This is a genomic window from Sphingobium lignivorans, assembly GCF_014203955.1.
Lineage (GTDB): Bacteria > Pseudomonadota > Alphaproteobacteria > Sphingomonadales > Sphingomonadaceae > Sphingobium > Sphingobium lignivorans.
Window position 1 is genome coordinate 3517612 of sequence record NZ_JACHKA010000001.1, and the last position, 15026, is coordinate 3532637.

13 protein-coding genes are annotated in these 15026 nt (G+C 63.9%); 9 read left to right on the top strand and 4 right to left on the bottom strand.

From position 1 onward, the window contains the following. The first annotated feature begins 98 nt into the window (after nt 1-98). Nucleotides 99-239: a hypothetical protein gene (locus HNP60_RS16255; RefSeq protein WP_184155806.1), complete on the top strand. Its 141-nt coding sequence runs from the start codon at nt 99-101 to the stop codon at nt 237-239. A gap of 50 nt (nt 240-289) precedes the next feature. Here the strand turns inward: HNP60_RS16255 and HNP60_RS16260 are convergent, their stop codons facing one another. Continuing rightward, nucleotides 290-445 (bottom strand): Flp family type IVb pilin, encoded by a 156-nt coding sequence (locus HNP60_RS16260; RefSeq protein WP_184155808.1) that lies wholly within the window; start codon nt 443-445, stop codon nt 290-292. Between the two features lie 203 nt (nt 446-648). Here HNP60_RS16260 and HNP60_RS16265 point away from each other — a divergent pair, with 203 nt between their 5' ends. Further along, nucleotides 649-1257 carry a superoxide dismutase family protein gene (locus tag HNP60_RS16265; RefSeq protein WP_184155810.1) on the top strand — a complete coding sequence of 203 codons (609 nt, stop codon included), beginning with the start codon at nt 649-651 and terminating at the stop codon, nt 1255-1257. 53 nt (nt 1258-1310) lie between these two features. Here HNP60_RS16265 and rlmN read toward each other — a convergent pair whose 3' ends face one another. Next, complete coding sequence (gene rlmN / locus HNP60_RS16270) at nt 1311-2576, bottom strand: dual-specificity RNA methyltransferase RlmN (protein ID WP_184052747.1); 1266 nt, start codon at nt 2574-2576, stop codon at nt 1311-1313. Between the two features lie 80 nt (nt 2577-2656). Next, nucleotides 2657-3172, bottom strand: a complete 516-nt coding sequence (locus tag HNP60_RS16275) for a hypothetical protein (RefSeq protein ID WP_184155812.1) — start codon at nt 3170-3172, stop codon at nt 2657-2659. A gap of 174 nt (nt 3173-3346) precedes the next feature. Between HNP60_RS16275 and dnaN the strand changes: the two genes are divergently transcribed. The 7 genes from dnaN to HNP60_RS16310 all read left to right on the top strand — a co-directional run bounded on the left by dnaN (nt 3347) and on the right by HNP60_RS16310 (nt 13855). After that, complete coding sequence (gene dnaN, locus HNP60_RS16280) at nt 3347-4459, top strand: DNA polymerase III subunit beta (protein WP_184052743.1); 1113 nt, start codon at nt 3347-3349, stop codon at nt 4457-4459. A 517-nt stretch (nt 4460-4976) separates the two neighbouring features. Then, nucleotides 4977-7643 carry an EAL domain-containing protein gene (locus HNP60_RS16285; RefSeq protein WP_184155814.1) on the top strand — a complete coding sequence of 889 codons (2667 nt, stop codon included), beginning with the start codon at nt 4977-4979 and terminating at the stop codon, nt 7641-7643. 423 nt (nt 7644-8066) lie between these two features. Beyond that, a complete protein-coding gene (gene pnuC / locus HNP60_RS16290) occupies nt 8067-8627 on the top strand; it encodes a nicotinamide riboside transporter PnuC (protein ID WP_184155816.1) in 561 nt (186 codons plus the stop codon). Beyond that, entirely contained in the window at nt 8624-9151 is a 528-nt protein-coding gene (locus HNP60_RS16295) for an AAA family ATPase (RefSeq protein WP_184155818.1), read from the top strand. Before pnuC ends, HNP60_RS16295 begins: the two co-directional genes overlap by 4 nt. Before the next feature lie 96 nt (nt 9152-9247). Then, nucleotides 9248-11167, top strand: a complete 1920-nt coding sequence (locus HNP60_RS16300) for an NAD(P)-binding protein (protein ID WP_184155820.1) — start codon at nt 9248-9250, stop codon at nt 11165-11167. Nucleotides 11168-11468: 301 nt separating this feature from the next. Continuing rightward, the gene (locus HNP60_RS16305; RefSeq protein WP_184155822.1) at nt 11469-12899 is read left to right on the top strand and encodes an AAA family ATPase; all 1431 of its coding nucleotides are present in this window, start codon (nt 11469-11471) and stop codon (nt 12897-12899) included. Next, a complete protein-coding gene (locus tag HNP60_RS16310) occupies nt 12899-13855 on the top strand; it encodes a DUF4435 domain-containing protein (protein WP_184155824.1) in 957 nt (318 codons plus the stop codon). The genes HNP60_RS16305 and HNP60_RS16310 overlap by 1 nt, the downstream gene beginning before the upstream one ends. A gap of 321 nt (nt 13856-14176) precedes the next feature. On the opposite strand, the gene HNP60_RS16315 is transcribed toward HNP60_RS16310, so the two are convergent. Then, nucleotides 14177-14953 carry a CsgG/HfaB family protein gene (locus HNP60_RS16315; RefSeq protein ID WP_184052725.1) on the bottom strand — a complete coding sequence of 259 codons (777 nt, stop codon included), beginning with the start codon at nt 14951-14953 and terminating at the stop codon, nt 14177-14179. Nucleotides 14954-15026 lie beyond the last annotated feature (73 nt).

Below are 15026 nucleotides of genomic sequence, written 5' to 3' on the forward strand. Positions count from 1 at the left end.
TGTCGATGCAGTCAGGGGGCGGGTCAAGGCGTCGCAGATGAAGGCAGGACAACGGGGGATTAAGGTCCCGCTAAGGTAGGGCATGCTATGGAGGCGGCATGTTCTGGAAGGAGCCTGCCTTGATGTCCCGGATGCTGCGTGACGATCGTCGAGCGAAAGCCGTCGAGTTCGGGCTGACAGCCGCACTTGTCGCGGTGGCCGGCGGGGTCGCGACCCTGTCGGTGATCTTCGCGGGCTGACGCTTCCCCCAATTCCCCCGAAATATCCGGCGCGAATACCGGCTGACAGGTCAGCCGAGCGCGTTGGATATCGTCATGAAGATGTCGCTCAGATTGAGCCCCAGCGTCGTGAACGCGATGATGCAGGCCAGCGAAATCAAGGCCGCGATGAGCCCATATTCGATGCTGGTCGCTGCGCGTTGATCCGCCCCCAATCCCGCTCGCATCCCTGTTCCTCCCCAGAAGTGACCAGCGAGCCTGGCATCGATTTCCTCACCGAACCGGCACCGAGCAGGATGAACGCGCCATGCACGCTTTCCCGGGCGCCGCCCCATGCGCGAGGCCGGGAAAATGGCATAACCTCGGAACGATCCGGCGGGGGCCGGGGTTAAGCCAGAACAGCGCAAGCAATGGATGAGGGAGCGCAGACATGCACCGAGCGAAATTGATATGCCTCGCCACGACCATCGGCCTCGCGGCCTGCGGTGGTCCCGCGGCCACGGATCAGGCGCGGAACGACGGGACGCCGCCGGGAGAGCTGCCCGCCGGGACAGCCTCAAACGTGGTGCCGGAAGTCTCGCCGCCCGGCGCGACGGCCCAATTGCGAACGGCTGAGGGTGCCATGGCGGGCACGGCCCGGGTCTCCCAGATGGGCGACGGGCTCGAAATCAGGCTTGCGGTGGAAAATCTGCCCTCCGGCGAGCATGGCGTCCATGTCCATGGCGTCGGCAAATGCGATGCGCCCACTTTCGAAACCGCGGGCGGCCACTGGAATCCGGCCGATACCCGTCACGGACTGGAAAATCCGCAGGGACAGCATGCGGGCGATATGCCTAACCTCACGGTGGGCGAGGACGGGCGCGGCTCGCTCACCTACAGCCTGAAGGGTGGAACGCTCGCGCAACTGATGGATTCGGACGGCGCGGCATTTGTGGTCCATGCCAGCCGCGACGATCAGAAGACCGATCCCGCCGGAGACAGCGGCGCGCGGATCGCGTGCGGCGTTTTCGAAACGGGCCCGCAGGACATGGCGCGCTAAACGCGGCATCGCTCGTCGGAGGCAGGCCTCGCGCCGCCTCCTGACGAAGCGGGTCAGCCCAGAGCGGCCTGTTTGGCTTCCACCATCCGGTCGAGCTCGGCGCGGCTCTTCTTCTCGCTCGCGGACTTGAGCTGACCGCAGGCCGCCATGATGTCGCGCCCACGGGGCGTGCGGACGGGCGCGGAAATGCCGGCTTCGAAGACGATGTCCGAAAAGCGCCTGATCCTCTCGGGCGTGGAACATTCATAAGGCGCGCCGGGCCAGGGATTGAACGGAATGAGGTTCACCTTCGCGGGCAGCTTGTACTGGCGGAGCAGCCGCACCAGTTCGCGCGCGTCCTCGTCGCTGTCGTTCATGTCCTTGAGCATCACATATTCGAACGTGATCCGCCGGGCGTTGTTGGCGCCGGGATAATCGGCACAGGCCTGCAGCAGTGCCTCCAGCCCATATTTGCGATTGAGCGGCACGATCTCGTCCCGCACGTCCTTGGTGACGGCATGGAGCGACACGGCGAGGTTGACGCCGATCTCGTCGCCGGCGCGTGCCATCATCGGCACGACGCCGCTGGTGGACAATGTGATCCGGCGCTTGGAGAGCGCGAGGCCGTCGCCATCCATCACCACCTTGAGCGCGTCCCGGACATTGTCGAAATTGTAGAGCGGCTCGCCCATGCCCATCAGCACGATGTTGGTGAGCAGGCGGCCGTCCGTCGTGTAGCGCGGCGCGTCGTCCTCATCCTCGTCCACCTCGCCGAACCCGGCCATGGTGCCGCGCGGCCACTCGCCCAGCGCATCGCGCGCCAGCATGACCTGGCCGACGATCTCGCCCGGCGTGAGATTGCGCACGAGCCGCATGGTCCCGGTGTGGCAGAAGCGGCAATTGAGCGTGCAGCCGACCTGGGAGGAGACGCACAGGGTGCCCCGGTCCGCATCCGGGATGAACACCATCTCATAGTCCTGCCCGTCATCCGAGCGGAGCAGCCATTTGCGCGTGCCGTCCGACGAGACCTGCGCCTCGACGACATCGGGCCGGCCGACGATGAAGCGCTCGGCCAGCCAGCCGCGCATCGGCTTGGCGAGATCGGTCATCTTCTCGAAATCGGTCTCGCCCCGGTGATAGAGCCAGTGGAACAGCTGCTTGGCCCGCAACTTCGCCTGCTTCTCGTCCAGGCCCGCCGTCCCGAGTTCCGCCTTGATCTGCGCGCGCGACAGGCCGACGAGATCGACCCGTCCGTCTTCGCGAGGGGTGATCGCGCGGGGAACCGGCACAGGATCGATATGGCCGGGAATCGGCATCAGGGACATGGCAGCTTCTGGCATGGTGCCGGATATAAGGGCAAAGCGCTTTTTGCGCCAGTCCCCGCCTGTCCGGGGCTTTCCGGGCGCGATGATGTGTTGCTTCAGCGCAGGCGGGCGCAGCCCAGCGCGGCCGCGTCGATGGCGGTGGCAGCGCCGCGCAGATCGTACCGGTCGGTGAAGGTGCCGCCGGCGCGTGCGCGGCCGGCAATGCTCATCGTCCGCCCCGAGCGCATGGCGGCGATGATGGCGGCATCGGCCTTCCGGTCGCGCGCCCACACATCGGCGCCGCCGCCCGCGAGGGCGAAGCGCTGGTCCCCGATCGCCAGCGTGGCGCCGGAGCCGGCGGCAAGCTGGTGGCTGAGCCTCATGTTGATCTGGCCGCGCAGTCCGCGCTGCGGCCAGTAGCCCACCGCCGCGAACGGTCGCCAGGGCGAGCCTTGCCAGCCGCCGGCCAGGGGCTGCGCGATGGCGAAGCAGCGCTTCTGTTCCGCATCGCGAAAGGCCCCCCAGCGCTGGAACACGCCAAGCACATCCCGCCCGGCGGCCACAGCCGGCGCGACCAGCAGCGCGCCCGCCGCCAGGAGCCGAAACGCACGCGCCGGAACTCTGTGCCTCATGACAACAGGCCAAAGCGCAAAGCGCAGGCCATGACAAGGGGCGCGGGCGCGGCGCCCCCTTTTTCGGCCTGATGTCTTGCTCCAAGGCTCAATTTCGATAAGGAAAGGACCTCCACGGGCGGACGCTTCCTGTCCGACTCCAGCAACCGCGCAAAGAAACGGATACCAAGAGGGATGAAGGCCACCATCGAACGTGCGACGCTGCTCCGCAGCCTCGGCCATGTCCAGTCGGTCGTGGAACGGCGCAACACGATCCCGATCCTGTCCAACGTCCTCATCGACGCGACGGGCGACGGTGCGATCAAGCTGATGGCCACCGACCTCGATCTCCAGATCGTCGAGAATGTGCAGGCGCAGGTGGAGGTGCCCGGCGCGACCACGGTCTCCGCGCACACCCTGTTCGACATCGTGCGCAAGCTGCCCGAAGGCAGCCAGGTGCGCCTGGAGGCCGCCGAGGGCAAGATGCTGGTGCAGGCCGGCCGCGCCCGGTTCAACCTGCAGACGCTTCCCCGCGACGACTTTCCGGTCATTGCCGAGGGCCCGCTGCCGACCAGCTTCGAGCTGCCGGCGACGGCGCTGGTGCAGATCATCGACAAGACGCGCTTCGCCATCTCGACCGAGGAAACGCGTTACTATCTCAACGGGATTTTCCTCCATGTGGCGGAAGACCCGGCGCCCGTGCTCAAGGCTGCCGCCACGGACGGCCATCGCCTCGCGCGCGTGACGGTGGCCCGCCCCGATGGCGCGGAAGGCATGCCCGACATCATCGTGCCGCGCAAATGCATCGCCGAGCTGCGCAAGCTGCTGGACGAAGTGGAAGGCAGCATTCATGTCGACCTCTCGCCCAGCAAGATCCGCTTCGATCTGGGCAATGCCGTGCTCACCAGCAAGCTGATCGACGGGACCTTCCCGGACTACAGCCGGGTCATCCCGACCGGCAACGACAAGCTGCTGAAGATCGATCCGCGCAGCTTCGAGGAAGGCGTGGATCGCGTGGCGACCATCGCCACCGAGAAGACCCGCGCGGTGAAGATGGCGCTGGAGAAGGACAAGGTGACGCTCTCCGTCACCAGCCCGGAAAACGGCACGGCCGCCGAGGAAGTCTCGGGCGACTATGACGCGCAGCCCATCGAGATCGGCTTCAATGCCCGCTATTTGCTGGACATATTAGGACAGATCGAAGGGGACTCGGTGGAAGTGCATCTGGCCGATGCGGCGGCACCGACGCTGATCCGTGAGAATGAGAAGGCGCAGGCACTTTATGTGCTGATGCCGATGCGGGTGTAACGGCCAGGCCGACCTCGATAATCCTTTAATAACAATGTGTTAAACCAGTGCCGTCGCGGCGCCTGACTGGCGTCCGGCGTGTGGGGAGGCGCATGTGATGTCCCACGATGATCCCGTGAACGCGCGGGCGGGGCCCCGTCACGGCGGGCCTTGCGGGTGATCGGGGCGTGTATTTGCCGGACAGTCTGGCCCGGTGCCCTTTCGCGCGCTGGCCGGCTCCGGACCTGCGAGGCACTCCCTCCCTCCGATCCGATTGACACGCGCGCGGTCGATGCCTGTCGCGAGCAGGGAACCGTGCCTGCATCGCGTGGCTCGAGGCGCTTCGGCGCGTCATGCAGCGGGGCGTTGGCGGCAGGGCTGCCGGGACGATGCAGGGGGCGGCCTTTGCGGCGGACTTTTCCGGATGCGCTTCTCGGTTCGAAAATATATCCTTACCGATCAATTAATTAACACAATATAAGGCCTGTTGAACGTCACCTTAACCCTTCTGCAACGGCTCTGATGGCATGGCGGGCCCATGAGCTTCGTCCGTCCAAAGGTGCCCTCGACGCAGGACAGTCGCCCGGACTGGTACGCCATGATCGGCGCCGCGGACGAGCATAACGGCGATTCGCTCGAGCAACTCGCCAGGGCGCTGCGGCTGATCGCCACGAGCTGGCCCCTGCTGATGATCGCGCGGGCGGTGCTGCTTGGCCAGGCGGTGGGCTGGTGGAACATCCAGGCCGCGCTCGTCCGGCCGGGCTTCCTGATCTTCCTCGGGGCGATTCTCGTCATCGATCTCGGCATCATGCTTGCACCGCGCCTTCCGGTGTTCGCGCGCTTGTCGCCCAACCAGCAACTGCTTGTCACCGCGCCCTTCGTCGCCCTCTCCAGCGCCGTGTTCGCGACATCGGCCGCCGCCGCGCTGGGCAGCGACTTCTTCCGCCTGATGGTGGTGACGCTCACGCCCGCCCTGCTCGCCGTCGCCATCTTCGGCCGGCAGCGGCTGCTCAGCATCGCTTACGGGCTGGGCGGGGTCATCGCCTTCATCGGCAATATCCCGGTCATGGACCTGCTGACGCCCATGCTGGTCTTCGCAACCGGCGTGACGATCGTCATGGCGGTCGAGTTCCGCATCAGCCGCCGCGCGACGGCGCAACTGCGCGAGAACATGCTCACCGGCGACCAGGCCAAGGCCTTCCTCGTCGACCTGGAGCAATCCGGGCGCGGCTGGTTCTGGGAAACCGACCGGGCCGGCAACATCACCTACATCTCCGAGACGCTCGCCGCACGGCTGGGCCGCGGCCAGCGGCAGCTCCTCGGCCGCCCGTTCGCGAGCCTGATCGCGCCGCCCGAGCCGGGAACACCCAATGAGGGCCAGCGCTCGCTCAGCTTCCACCTCTCCACCCGGACGAGCTTCTGCGATCTCGCGGTGCGCGTGGCGGGGACGCAGGACGAGCTGTGGTGGTCGGTCTCGGGGCAGCCGGCGGTGACGCCGTTCGGCCAGTTCCTGGGCTTTCGCGGCAGCGGCACGGACCTCACGGAAATGCGCCGCTCGCAGGCCGAGATCACGCGCCTCGCCAAGTTCGATTCGCTCACCGGCCTCGCGAACCGCAGCCACATGCTCGCCACGCTGGAGCAGGCGCTGACCGAGCAGCGCGGCATCATGAGCGAATGCGCGCTTCTGCTGCTGGACCTCGACCGCTTCAAGGAAGTGAACGACACGATGGGCCACCCGGCGGGCGACGCCCTGCTGCGGCAAGTGGCGCAGCGGCTGCTCCGCCTCGTCGGCACCGACGGCAAGGTCGGGCGACTGGGCGGCGACGAGTTCGAGATCCTGCTGCCGGGCCTGAGTGACCGGACCAGGCTGACCCGGCTCGCCAAAGCCATCATCGAGACGCTGTCCCAGCCTTATTCGATCGAGGGCAGCCAGGTGGTGATCGGCGCCTCCATCGGCATCGCCATCGCGCCGACCGACGGGAAGAATGCCGAGACGCTGACGCGCAATGCTGACCTGGCGCTTTATGCCGCCAAGGACGACGGGCGCGGCGCGTTCCGCTATTTCGCGCCCGCCATGCATGCCGATGCCGAGGACCGGCGCCAGCTGGAGCAGGACCTGCGGTTGGCCATCGCGGCGCGCACCCTGCGCATCGACTATCAGCCGGTTGTCTGCGCCAGCAGCGAGAAGATCACCGGCTTCGAAGCGCTGATCCGCTGGGACCATCCCGAGCGCGGCACCATTTCACCCACCGCCTTCATCCCCATCGCGGAAGAGGCCGGCCTCATCGGCGCGATCGGCGAATGGGTGATCCGCACCGCCTGCACCGATGCCGCCGGATGGCCCGAAGGCACGCGCGTCGCCGTCAACGTCTCGCCCATCCAGTTCGCGAACCCGGGCTTCCCCTCGCTCATCATGAGCGCGCTCGCCATGGCCGGGCTCTCCGCCAACCGGCTCGAACTGGAGATCACCGAAAGCGTCTTCCTGGCCGACGGCGCGGACACGGACGGCATGTTCACCGCCATCAAGAATCTCGGCGTCCGCCTCGCCCTCGACGATTTCGGCACGGGCTATTCCGCGCTCGGCTATCTCAAGCACGCGCCGTTCGACAAGATCAAGATCGACCAGAGCTTCGTGCGTGGCGCCGCCATCAAGGGCAGCCGCAATGCCGCGATCGTCAAGTCGATCGTGAACCTGGCCGAAGCGCTGGGCATGGAAACCACGGCGGAAGGCGCCGAGACGATGGACGAGCTGGCGCTCATTCGCTCGCTGGGCTGCAGCCATGTGCAGGGCTTCGTCTATGGCGCGCCGGTGGACGCCGCCGGGGTGCGCGCCATGCTCGCGGCAGGCAAGGGCCATGCCGAAGCCTCGGGCCACAAGGCGAGCCGGGAACCGCGCATGGCGATGCTGCGCTCCGTCACGCTCATGCACGATGGCCACAGCTACCCCGCCCGCATCCGCAACATTTCCTCGCGCGGGGCAATGGTCGAGGGACTGGTCGACGTGCCCATCGGCACGGTCTTCGAGATCGAGCTCATCAAGGGCTACAATGCGCAAGGCACATGCCGCTGGTCCGAAGGAGAGCGCATGGGCATCGAGTTCGCCACTGCCATCGACGTCGAGCGCCTGCGCGCGCCGCCCGAGAAGGAAAAGGTGGTGACCGACATTCCGGACTTCTATCGCGAAGGCTGGCGGCAAACGGGCTAGGGCTGGACGGCATTGTCCTACGGACGCCTTCGACTCCAGCGCTGGCGGTCTGCAAATGGCGGTTTGCCGGGCTTGCGGCGCTCACATGGCTCGCATGGGATTGCGCTCCGGGTCCTGAAAATCATCATAATCGCCACGCCATCGCCTGGATGACTGTCGTCACCCCGGGCTTGCCCCGGGGTCCCGCTTTCTGTCGGGACGATAAAGAAGACAGCTGGACCCCGGATCAGGTCCGGGGTGACGGTGTGTGGGGCGGGGCCGGGTCCGACGTGCGAGGAGAGCGCATAAGGGCGTGATGGTTCAGGGCATGGGTTTCCCCTGGGCTGGATATCGATCGACGGCGGCGGCGGGGGACTGGCGCCGCGCCCTTTGCCGCCGCCTCCCATGTCGACACATCCCTGAGCGCTCGATAAGGATCGGGCGGTGAGCCTTCTGGAAATCCTTGCCGTCGGTCTGGGACTGACGAACATCATCCTCATCGTCCGTCGCAGCCTGTGGAATTATCCGGCGGGCATCGCGATGGTGACGCTGTATTTCTTCATCTTCGCGCAGGCCCGGCTGTATAGCGACGCGCTGCTGCAGATCTTCTTCCTCGCGCTGAACGCCTATGGCTGGGTGAACTGGCGGCGGGCGCAGTCCGGCGGGGAAGTGCCGGTGCGCTGGCTGGGCGGGCGGGGGCTGGCCGTCTGGGGCGCCATTGCCCTGGCCGCGAGCCTGCTCTGGGGCCTGCTGATGCATCGCCAGACGGACGCGGCGCTCCCTTACTGGGACGCTGCCGTCGCGATGCTGAGCGTGACCGCGCAATTGCTGATGGCCCGGCGCTACATCGACAACTGGACGTTCTGGATCCTCGTCGATTGCCTCGCCATCCCGCTTTACTGGATGCGCGGGCTGCACCTGACGGCGGGGCTCTATATCGTCTTCCTCGCGCTCTCGATCGCGGGGCTGATCGCCTGGACGCGGGCGCGGAGAGCGGCGGCATGAGCGTGCCGAGCGTGGTCCTGCACGGGCCGGAAAGCACGGGCAAGTCGACGCTGGCACGGCGGCTCGCGGCGCATTGGGGCACGGTGGACGTCCCCGAATATGGCCGCACATATTGCGAGGCGCATGGCACCGACCTGACGCCGGAGGACCTGATCGCGATCATGGACGGGCATGTCGCGGCGCGCCCGGCGATCGAACCGCAAGCGCGGGGGCTGCTCATCCAGGATACCGACCCGGTGATGACGGCGGCCTGGAGCATGATGCTGTTCGGCCACCGCATCGCGGCGCTGGATGCCTTCACGGACGTCGGCGCGCTCTATCTGCTCATGGACATCGACTTGCCGTGGATCGGCGATGAAGTGCGCATGTTCCCGGAGGCGGCGGACCAGCGGCGCTTCTTCGCGCTCTGCGAGGCGGAGCTGGTGCGGCGGGCGCTGCCTTATGTGCGGATCTCCGGCGATGGCGAGCAACGCTTCGCGCGGGCAGTGGCGGCGGTGGACGCGGCGGGGCTGGCGGCGCGCTGAGCGGCCGGGCGATCGGCAAGCGTAAAATCGTATACAATCGCTTGACCTGCGGCGCGCGCGGTGGAAGGCTGCGCGCTTCAACCGGGCAGGAAACGCATGGCCAGCATCACGCAGAGTGAAGACGATCGTCTCGGCATGACCAGCGCCGTCACGCGGCGCGACCTCATCAACGGCGCGCTGGCGGGGGCGGGCGCCATGCTGATGGCAGGTGCGGGCGGCAGCGCCGCGCGCGCGGGCGAGGCGGGCGCTGACGCGATCAGCGGCTATGGCGGCGTGGGCGACTATGCCTCGTCCAATGGCAACACGCTGCCGGTGATGAATGCCGCGCACGGCATCCGCGATGCGCTTTACGAAGGCTGGGAGAAAGCGCCGGTCAGCGAGCATTACGACCTGGTGATCGTGGGCGGCGGGCCAAGCGGGCTGATGGCCGCGCATGAATTCGCGAAGCTCACTGGCGGGGTCAAAAGCTGCCTCATCCTCGAAAATCACGACGTCTTCGGCGGCGCCTCCCGCCAGAACGACTTTCTGGTCGAGGGCGTGCATCTCACCGGCCCGCAGGCGGCGAACGGCTTCCTCATTCCCGAGGCGGGATCGGGCACGCAGATGGACCGGCTGTTCGACGAGCTGGGCCTGCCGCGCCAGTATGAGTTCGGCGCGCTCGCTCCCGGCATCGCCCCGGTGCGCTGCGCGACGGACAATTATGCGCCGATGGACGGGCTGGCCGAGAGCGAAGTGGACGTCGCTTATTATTTCGACCGGGGCGACGGCGCGGCGGGGCCGACATGGCGGCGCAACATCTGGGCGAACGCGCTTGCCGAGACGCCCTTCCCGCCCGCGCTGCGGCGCGACCTGCTCGCCTGGCGCGCCGGATCGCAGGAAGGCGACCCGCCGCCCGAGCTGCTCGACCGGATGAGCTATCGCCAGTATCTCGAGGAGCTCAAGGGCTTCGATCCCGGGGTGACGCGGGTCGCGCGGCCGCACACCAGCCTGCTGACCGGCGTGAGCCCCGATGCGGTCTCGGCCCGCGCCGCGCGCATCTATGTGCGGCCGAGCCCGCGCATGGACCCCTCCTTCCCCGGCGGCAACAGCGTGCTGGCGCGCGCGCTGGTGAAGAAGCTCGTGCCCGAGGGCATCGAAGGCGAGGACCGGTTCGCGGACGTGGCGCAGCGGCCGATCCGCTTCGCCGCGCTGGACCGGCCGGGGCAAGCCACCCGCATCCGCCTTGGCGCGACGGTCTTCTCCGTGCGGCATCGCGCCGGGGGAATGGGCGCCGGGGGGACGGGCGCCGGGGGAACGGGCGTGGACGTCGCTTATGTGAAGGGCGGCAAGCCCGCGCGGATCACCGCCGGGGCAGTCGTCATGGCGAGCGGGGGCTGGGTGACGCGGCGCGTGGTCGCGGACCTGCCGCCCGAGATTGCCGAGGCCTATGCGCAGTTCGTCCATGCGCCCGCGCTGGTCGTCAATGTCGCGCTCACCAACTGGCGGTTCCTCCACCGGCTCGGCGCCTCGGCGGCGCGCTGGTTCGACGATGAGGGCATGTTCGGCTTCGTCGGCAACATCAGGCGGCCGATGCTGATCGACGGCAGCGCACCGGCGCTGGCCCCGGACAAGCCCGCGCTCTTCACCCTCTACACCGGCCTCTATTCACCGGGCGAGGCGGACGCGCGGATGCAGGCGACCGCGCACCGCATGCGCCTCATGGCGACGCCCTATGCGGACTATGAACGCACCATCCGCGCGCAGATGACGCATCTCTTCGGCCCGACCGGCTTCGACGCGAAGCGGGACATCGCCGGCATCGTGCTCAACCGTTGGGGGCACGCGCGCGTGGTGCAATATCCCGGCTTCTTCTACGGCGCGGAGGGCAGGCCCGGCCCGCGCGAGATCGTCGCCCGGGGCTTCGGCCAGATCATCATCGCCCACTCCGAACTGGAAGGCGCGCAGAACTACACCGGCGCCTTCAAGCACGGCGCCCGCGCCGCAAGGGAGGCCGTGGCGCGGCTGGGGCTGGGGTGAGGGGGGGGGGGGCGCAGGACGATGCATGATCGCCGCTGGTGAAATGAGCGGCGTGTATATTTCGAACGGCAGAAATCCGCGCTCTGTAGCCTGAAGCTATTTTGCAAATGGGGACGGTCCTGAAAGTCCGCTCCCCGTGCAGCTGCCGTCCGTTCAGCTGCCCCCTCTTCGCGGCTTTGTCGGACGTTCTGGACAGTCCGCCATTGGCTTCTTAGCTGGGAAAATTGCCGTCAGCTCAGTAGCAGCTTCTCGGCCTATAGGGTAGCGCGGCCCTTGACGCGCCGTTGCGCCCTTCCGTGTCATGTCCTATCCACCTATCGTCATTCCAGGCATTCTAGCCGGGATCCGGGGGGGCAGAATGGAGCGCACACAAGCTTTCACGCAATTTACAATCGAGGGCCTGCGCGGAGGCAGAGATATCGTCGTAGAAATCAACGATAATACGCTTATTGTCGTAGGCGAGAACGGCTCCGGAAAAACGACTTTTTTGCGGATATTGTTCTACTTTTTGTCTGGTCGCTGGGCTAGTTTAGCTCAGTTTGATTTCAAGAGAGTCGTCGCTATTGTCGATGATCGCCGATATTCAGTAGAGCGAGCTGATCTCAAAAATATTACAGATCGTCGTTTTGACGACGCTCTTCTTAGGAGCTTGCCCGGAACGCAACGGCGCCGGGTGACGGAGTTGCTTCATCAGGGACAATTTGCCGCTGCTGAGCGCATCATCGCAAATTTTTTTCCGCGCTCGTACATTACGCGTCAACAAGACTTGTTCGATGGAAAAACGGACAAGGTGATCTCCCGACTCAATAAATTACAGGAGAATCTCTCGGCCAAACTAGGCGCGCAAATTCTCTACCTACCGACATACCGGAGGATCGAGCGAGAACTCTCATCGATCGTTCAGGGCTACGATCCCGAGGAGGCTCGCCGCCCTGCGCAAATAGCTCGTCAACCTGAAGACGCAAATGACTACGTCGAGCTTGTAGAATTCGGCATGAACGACGTGAAAAAGGCAATCGATTCTGCGTTGGAGGCGATACGAAACTTCCAGCTACTTGGCACCACTCGCTTGAGCCTCAGCTATCTCGGCGAGGTCATGAATCAGGCGTATAAAGATACCGACTTCAGTATCATCGAAAATGCGTCAGAAGAGAGGATCGAAGCGGTCCTTAATAGGATCGATGATACGATTTTAAGCGGTTACGATAAAAATGCTCTGAAAAAAGTTATCATTAATGCACCTGCTAGCGCCGGGGCAGCATCTGAGCATCAAAAAATTATTTATCACTACTTCACAAAGTTGATCAAATTTCAGGATGATCTGGAGGCAAAAGAATATAATATAAAATTATTTTGTTCTTTATGCTCGGAATACATACAAGATAAGATATTTGTTTACGAGAGCGGAAAGCCGTCTTTTAGAATAAAATCTCGCAGGTATGCCACCGATATAGAGTTGGCGGAGTTATCTTCCGGAGAGAAGCAGATAGTATCTTTATTTAGTCATCTATATTTATCGGGTCGTGATCGTTTCCTAGTGCTGATTGATGAACCGGAATTATCCCTCTCGGTGCCTTGGCAGCGACGGTTTCTAATTGATATTGCGGATGCCTCGTTGTGTGTTGGCTTGATAGCCGTAACCCATTCACCCTTCATCTATGACAATAAGCTGCGCAAATACGCACACGCCCTCGGCGAATTTATTGAGGACGGTGAGTGGGAGCGCTCTTAATGAGTATGCTCAATATTCACGCTGAGGCGTTGTCCTCTGTCAATGAGGCTTTTCATACTTTTTTGCTGAAATATCGACGGCAAGGTGAAGCCGTTTATGGCGTTGTGGAAGGAAAAGATGACCCACTTTTCTATCGCACCGCGATCGAGCGCTTTCTACCAGAAGGATGGAAGATAGAAATTTTTGTAGCTGGGAATCGACAGAAGGTCATCGACTTCTTCAATTGGATTGATTGGAGTAAATATTCTCGTCGAAGGATTGCATTTTTTATTGACCGAGATTTGGCGGATTATGGCTTGTGCGTACTTCCTGACGAATTGAATATTTATGTGACTGACCACTATTCTATTGAGAATCACATATTTACATTTGAAACATTTTGGCGTGTGCTTATCGACGCATACAATGTCGCAGATGCAACGCCTGACGATGAGGCTCAAATCAGGAACGCTTTCACTGCGGGACTGATTAGGTACAAGAATAGCTTGCTCCCAATTATGGCTCAAATTCTTGCCTGGCGCCGAGCGGGCGTCAGAGCCAACATCGGGAACCTCGATCTCTCTGCATTATTCAGCTTTCAAAATGGCATGCTGATTTTGAATCCCGATTATGAGGCTGAGGAAAGTCGATTGGCTCACCTAAGCAATTGCTGCGGGGCTGAGATCTCTGATGACGAAGATTTACAAGATGCAAGAGCGATTTTTGAGAGCGTACCTCATTATCTCGACTTGGTTCGAGGTAAGTACCTGACGTGGTTCTTCGCCTCCATCTTGCGTAACGTGCATCAGAGCATCTCACAGTTCGTTCCCTCATATAACCAGCCACCGAAGACGCGGCTTCCAGTTGGCGCTACAAACGTGATGGTGCTCGCCGGACCGCGTGCGCGTATCCCGGTCTCATTACGGCAATTTATCGATAGAACTTTTTTAGCCATCGATACCACGCAAGCAGAATGATGCTTCTAAAGGCTCGTTTCCTGGGCGAAGGTTGGAGGAATGTACTATGCTCTTTGGCTTGTCTCCGTTTGGGTCACGGTGTAAGTCCACGACTTGAGCCTGCAGAGGGTTTTTTCTTCCGCTTTTTGGCGACCAGCCTGCAACGCTGGAATGTCGTTTCGGGATGGTAATCGCGTTCAAACACCATCTGAATAAATTGCTGCTATGGGGCTGGCGAAGTCCGATCGTAATGTCCAGGATATCAGCGTCAGCAGTCCCCCCCCCCAAAAAAAGGCGGGCCCTGCGACCCGCCTTTTCCCCAGAGCCTGATATCCCGGTGACTTACTTGGCGACGGGCGCCGCGGCGGAGGCGTCGGCGGGGAGGCCGCCGAGCTGGCCGACGAGCTTGGTGTAGGCGTCCAGATAGGCGAGGACGATCACCTGGCCGATGTCCGTATTCTGGTAGCCGCCGCCGGCCGCGCCGGCGAAGCCGCCCCACCATCCGGCACCGCCACCGGCGCCGAAGCTGAGATCCGACTTGCGGGCATAGCCCTCGGTCAGCGCTTCCTCGACGGTGGTGCGGGCATTGACGATGGAGAGCGTGACGTTCGCCTCGCTCTTCTTGATGTTGATGCCGCCGGCGATCGCGCCGAAGGTGCTGCGGCCCAGCAGGCCGCCGAGCGCGCCGCCCAGCGCATTGCCGCCGCTATTCTTGTTGGTCGTGACGATGTCCGGCTGGAGGAAATAGTCCGCCGCCTTCACCTGCCCGCGCCCGAGATTGCTGCCATCCTGCAGCTCGCCCTGATCGGCGAGCGCGCGCTCCATGGCGCGGTTCTGCATCGAGCGGCCGCGATTGACGAGCGTGAAGCAGCCGGACTGCTGGATGAAGATGCGCAGGATCGCCTCGGGGCTGCCCAGGCTCAGCTCGCGCCACCACTGCGTATCCGGCTCCACGATCGCCACGGTGCCGAGGCTGCGATAGCATTTCGGGATTTCCCGCGTGCCCTTGGTCTGGTCCTGACGACCGGATGACCCCTTGTTGTTGTCCACCGCGAACGCCGGCTGGCTCGCCACCGCGAGCGCCGCCGCGGCAAGCATGAACTTGACGGAACCTTTCATCTTCCTACCTCACCCACAGGCCGGATGCAGGACGCAGCCGGCAGAAAACCACCCTCGCCCCCGTTTATCACAG

Excerpts from the sequence above, each read along its gene's own strand:
- HNP60_RS16255 (WP_184155806.1), top strand. The coding sequence starts at position 99 with ATGTTCTGGAAGGAGCCTGCCTTGATGTCCCGGATGCTGCGTGACGAT.
- HNP60_RS16260 (WP_184155808.1), bottom strand. The coding sequence starts at position 445 with ATGCGAGCGGGATTGGGGGCGGATCAACGCGCAGCGACCAGCATCGAA.
- HNP60_RS16265 (WP_184155810.1), top strand. The coding sequence starts at position 649 with ATGCACCGAGCGAAATTGATATGCCTCGCCACGACCATCGGCCTCGCG.
- rlmN (WP_184052747.1), bottom strand. The coding sequence starts at position 2,576 with ATGCCAGAAGCTGCCATGTCCCTGATGCCGATTCCCGGCCATATCGAT.
- HNP60_RS16275 (WP_184155812.1), bottom strand. The coding sequence starts at position 3,172 with ATGAGGCACAGAGTTCCGGCGCGTGCGTTTCGGCTCCTGGCGGCGGGC.
- dnaN (WP_184052743.1), top strand. The coding sequence starts at position 3,347 with ATGAAGGCCACCATCGAACGTGCGACGCTGCTCCGCAGCCTCGGCCAT.
- HNP60_RS16285 (WP_184155814.1), top strand. The coding sequence starts at position 4,977 with ATGAGCTTCGTCCGTCCAAAGGTGCCCTCGACGCAGGACAGTCGCCCG.
- HNP60_RS16295 (WP_184155818.1), top strand. The coding sequence starts at position 8,624 with ATGAGCGTGCCGAGCGTGGTCCTGCACGGGCCGGAAAGCACGGGCAAG.
- HNP60_RS16300 (WP_184155820.1), top strand. The coding sequence starts at position 9,248 with ATGGCCAGCATCACGCAGAGTGAAGACGATCGTCTCGGCATGACCAGC.
- HNP60_RS16305 (WP_184155822.1), top strand. The coding sequence starts at position 11,469 with ATGTCCTATCCACCTATCGTCATTCCAGGCATTCTAGCCGGGATCCGG.
- HNP60_RS16310 (WP_184155824.1), top strand. The coding sequence starts at position 12,899 with ATGAGTATGCTCAATATTCACGCTGAGGCGTTGTCCTCTGTCAATGAG.
- HNP60_RS16315 (WP_184052725.1), bottom strand. The coding sequence starts at position 14,953 with ATGAAAGGTTCCGTCAAGTTCATGCTTGCCGCGGCGGCGCTCGCGGTG.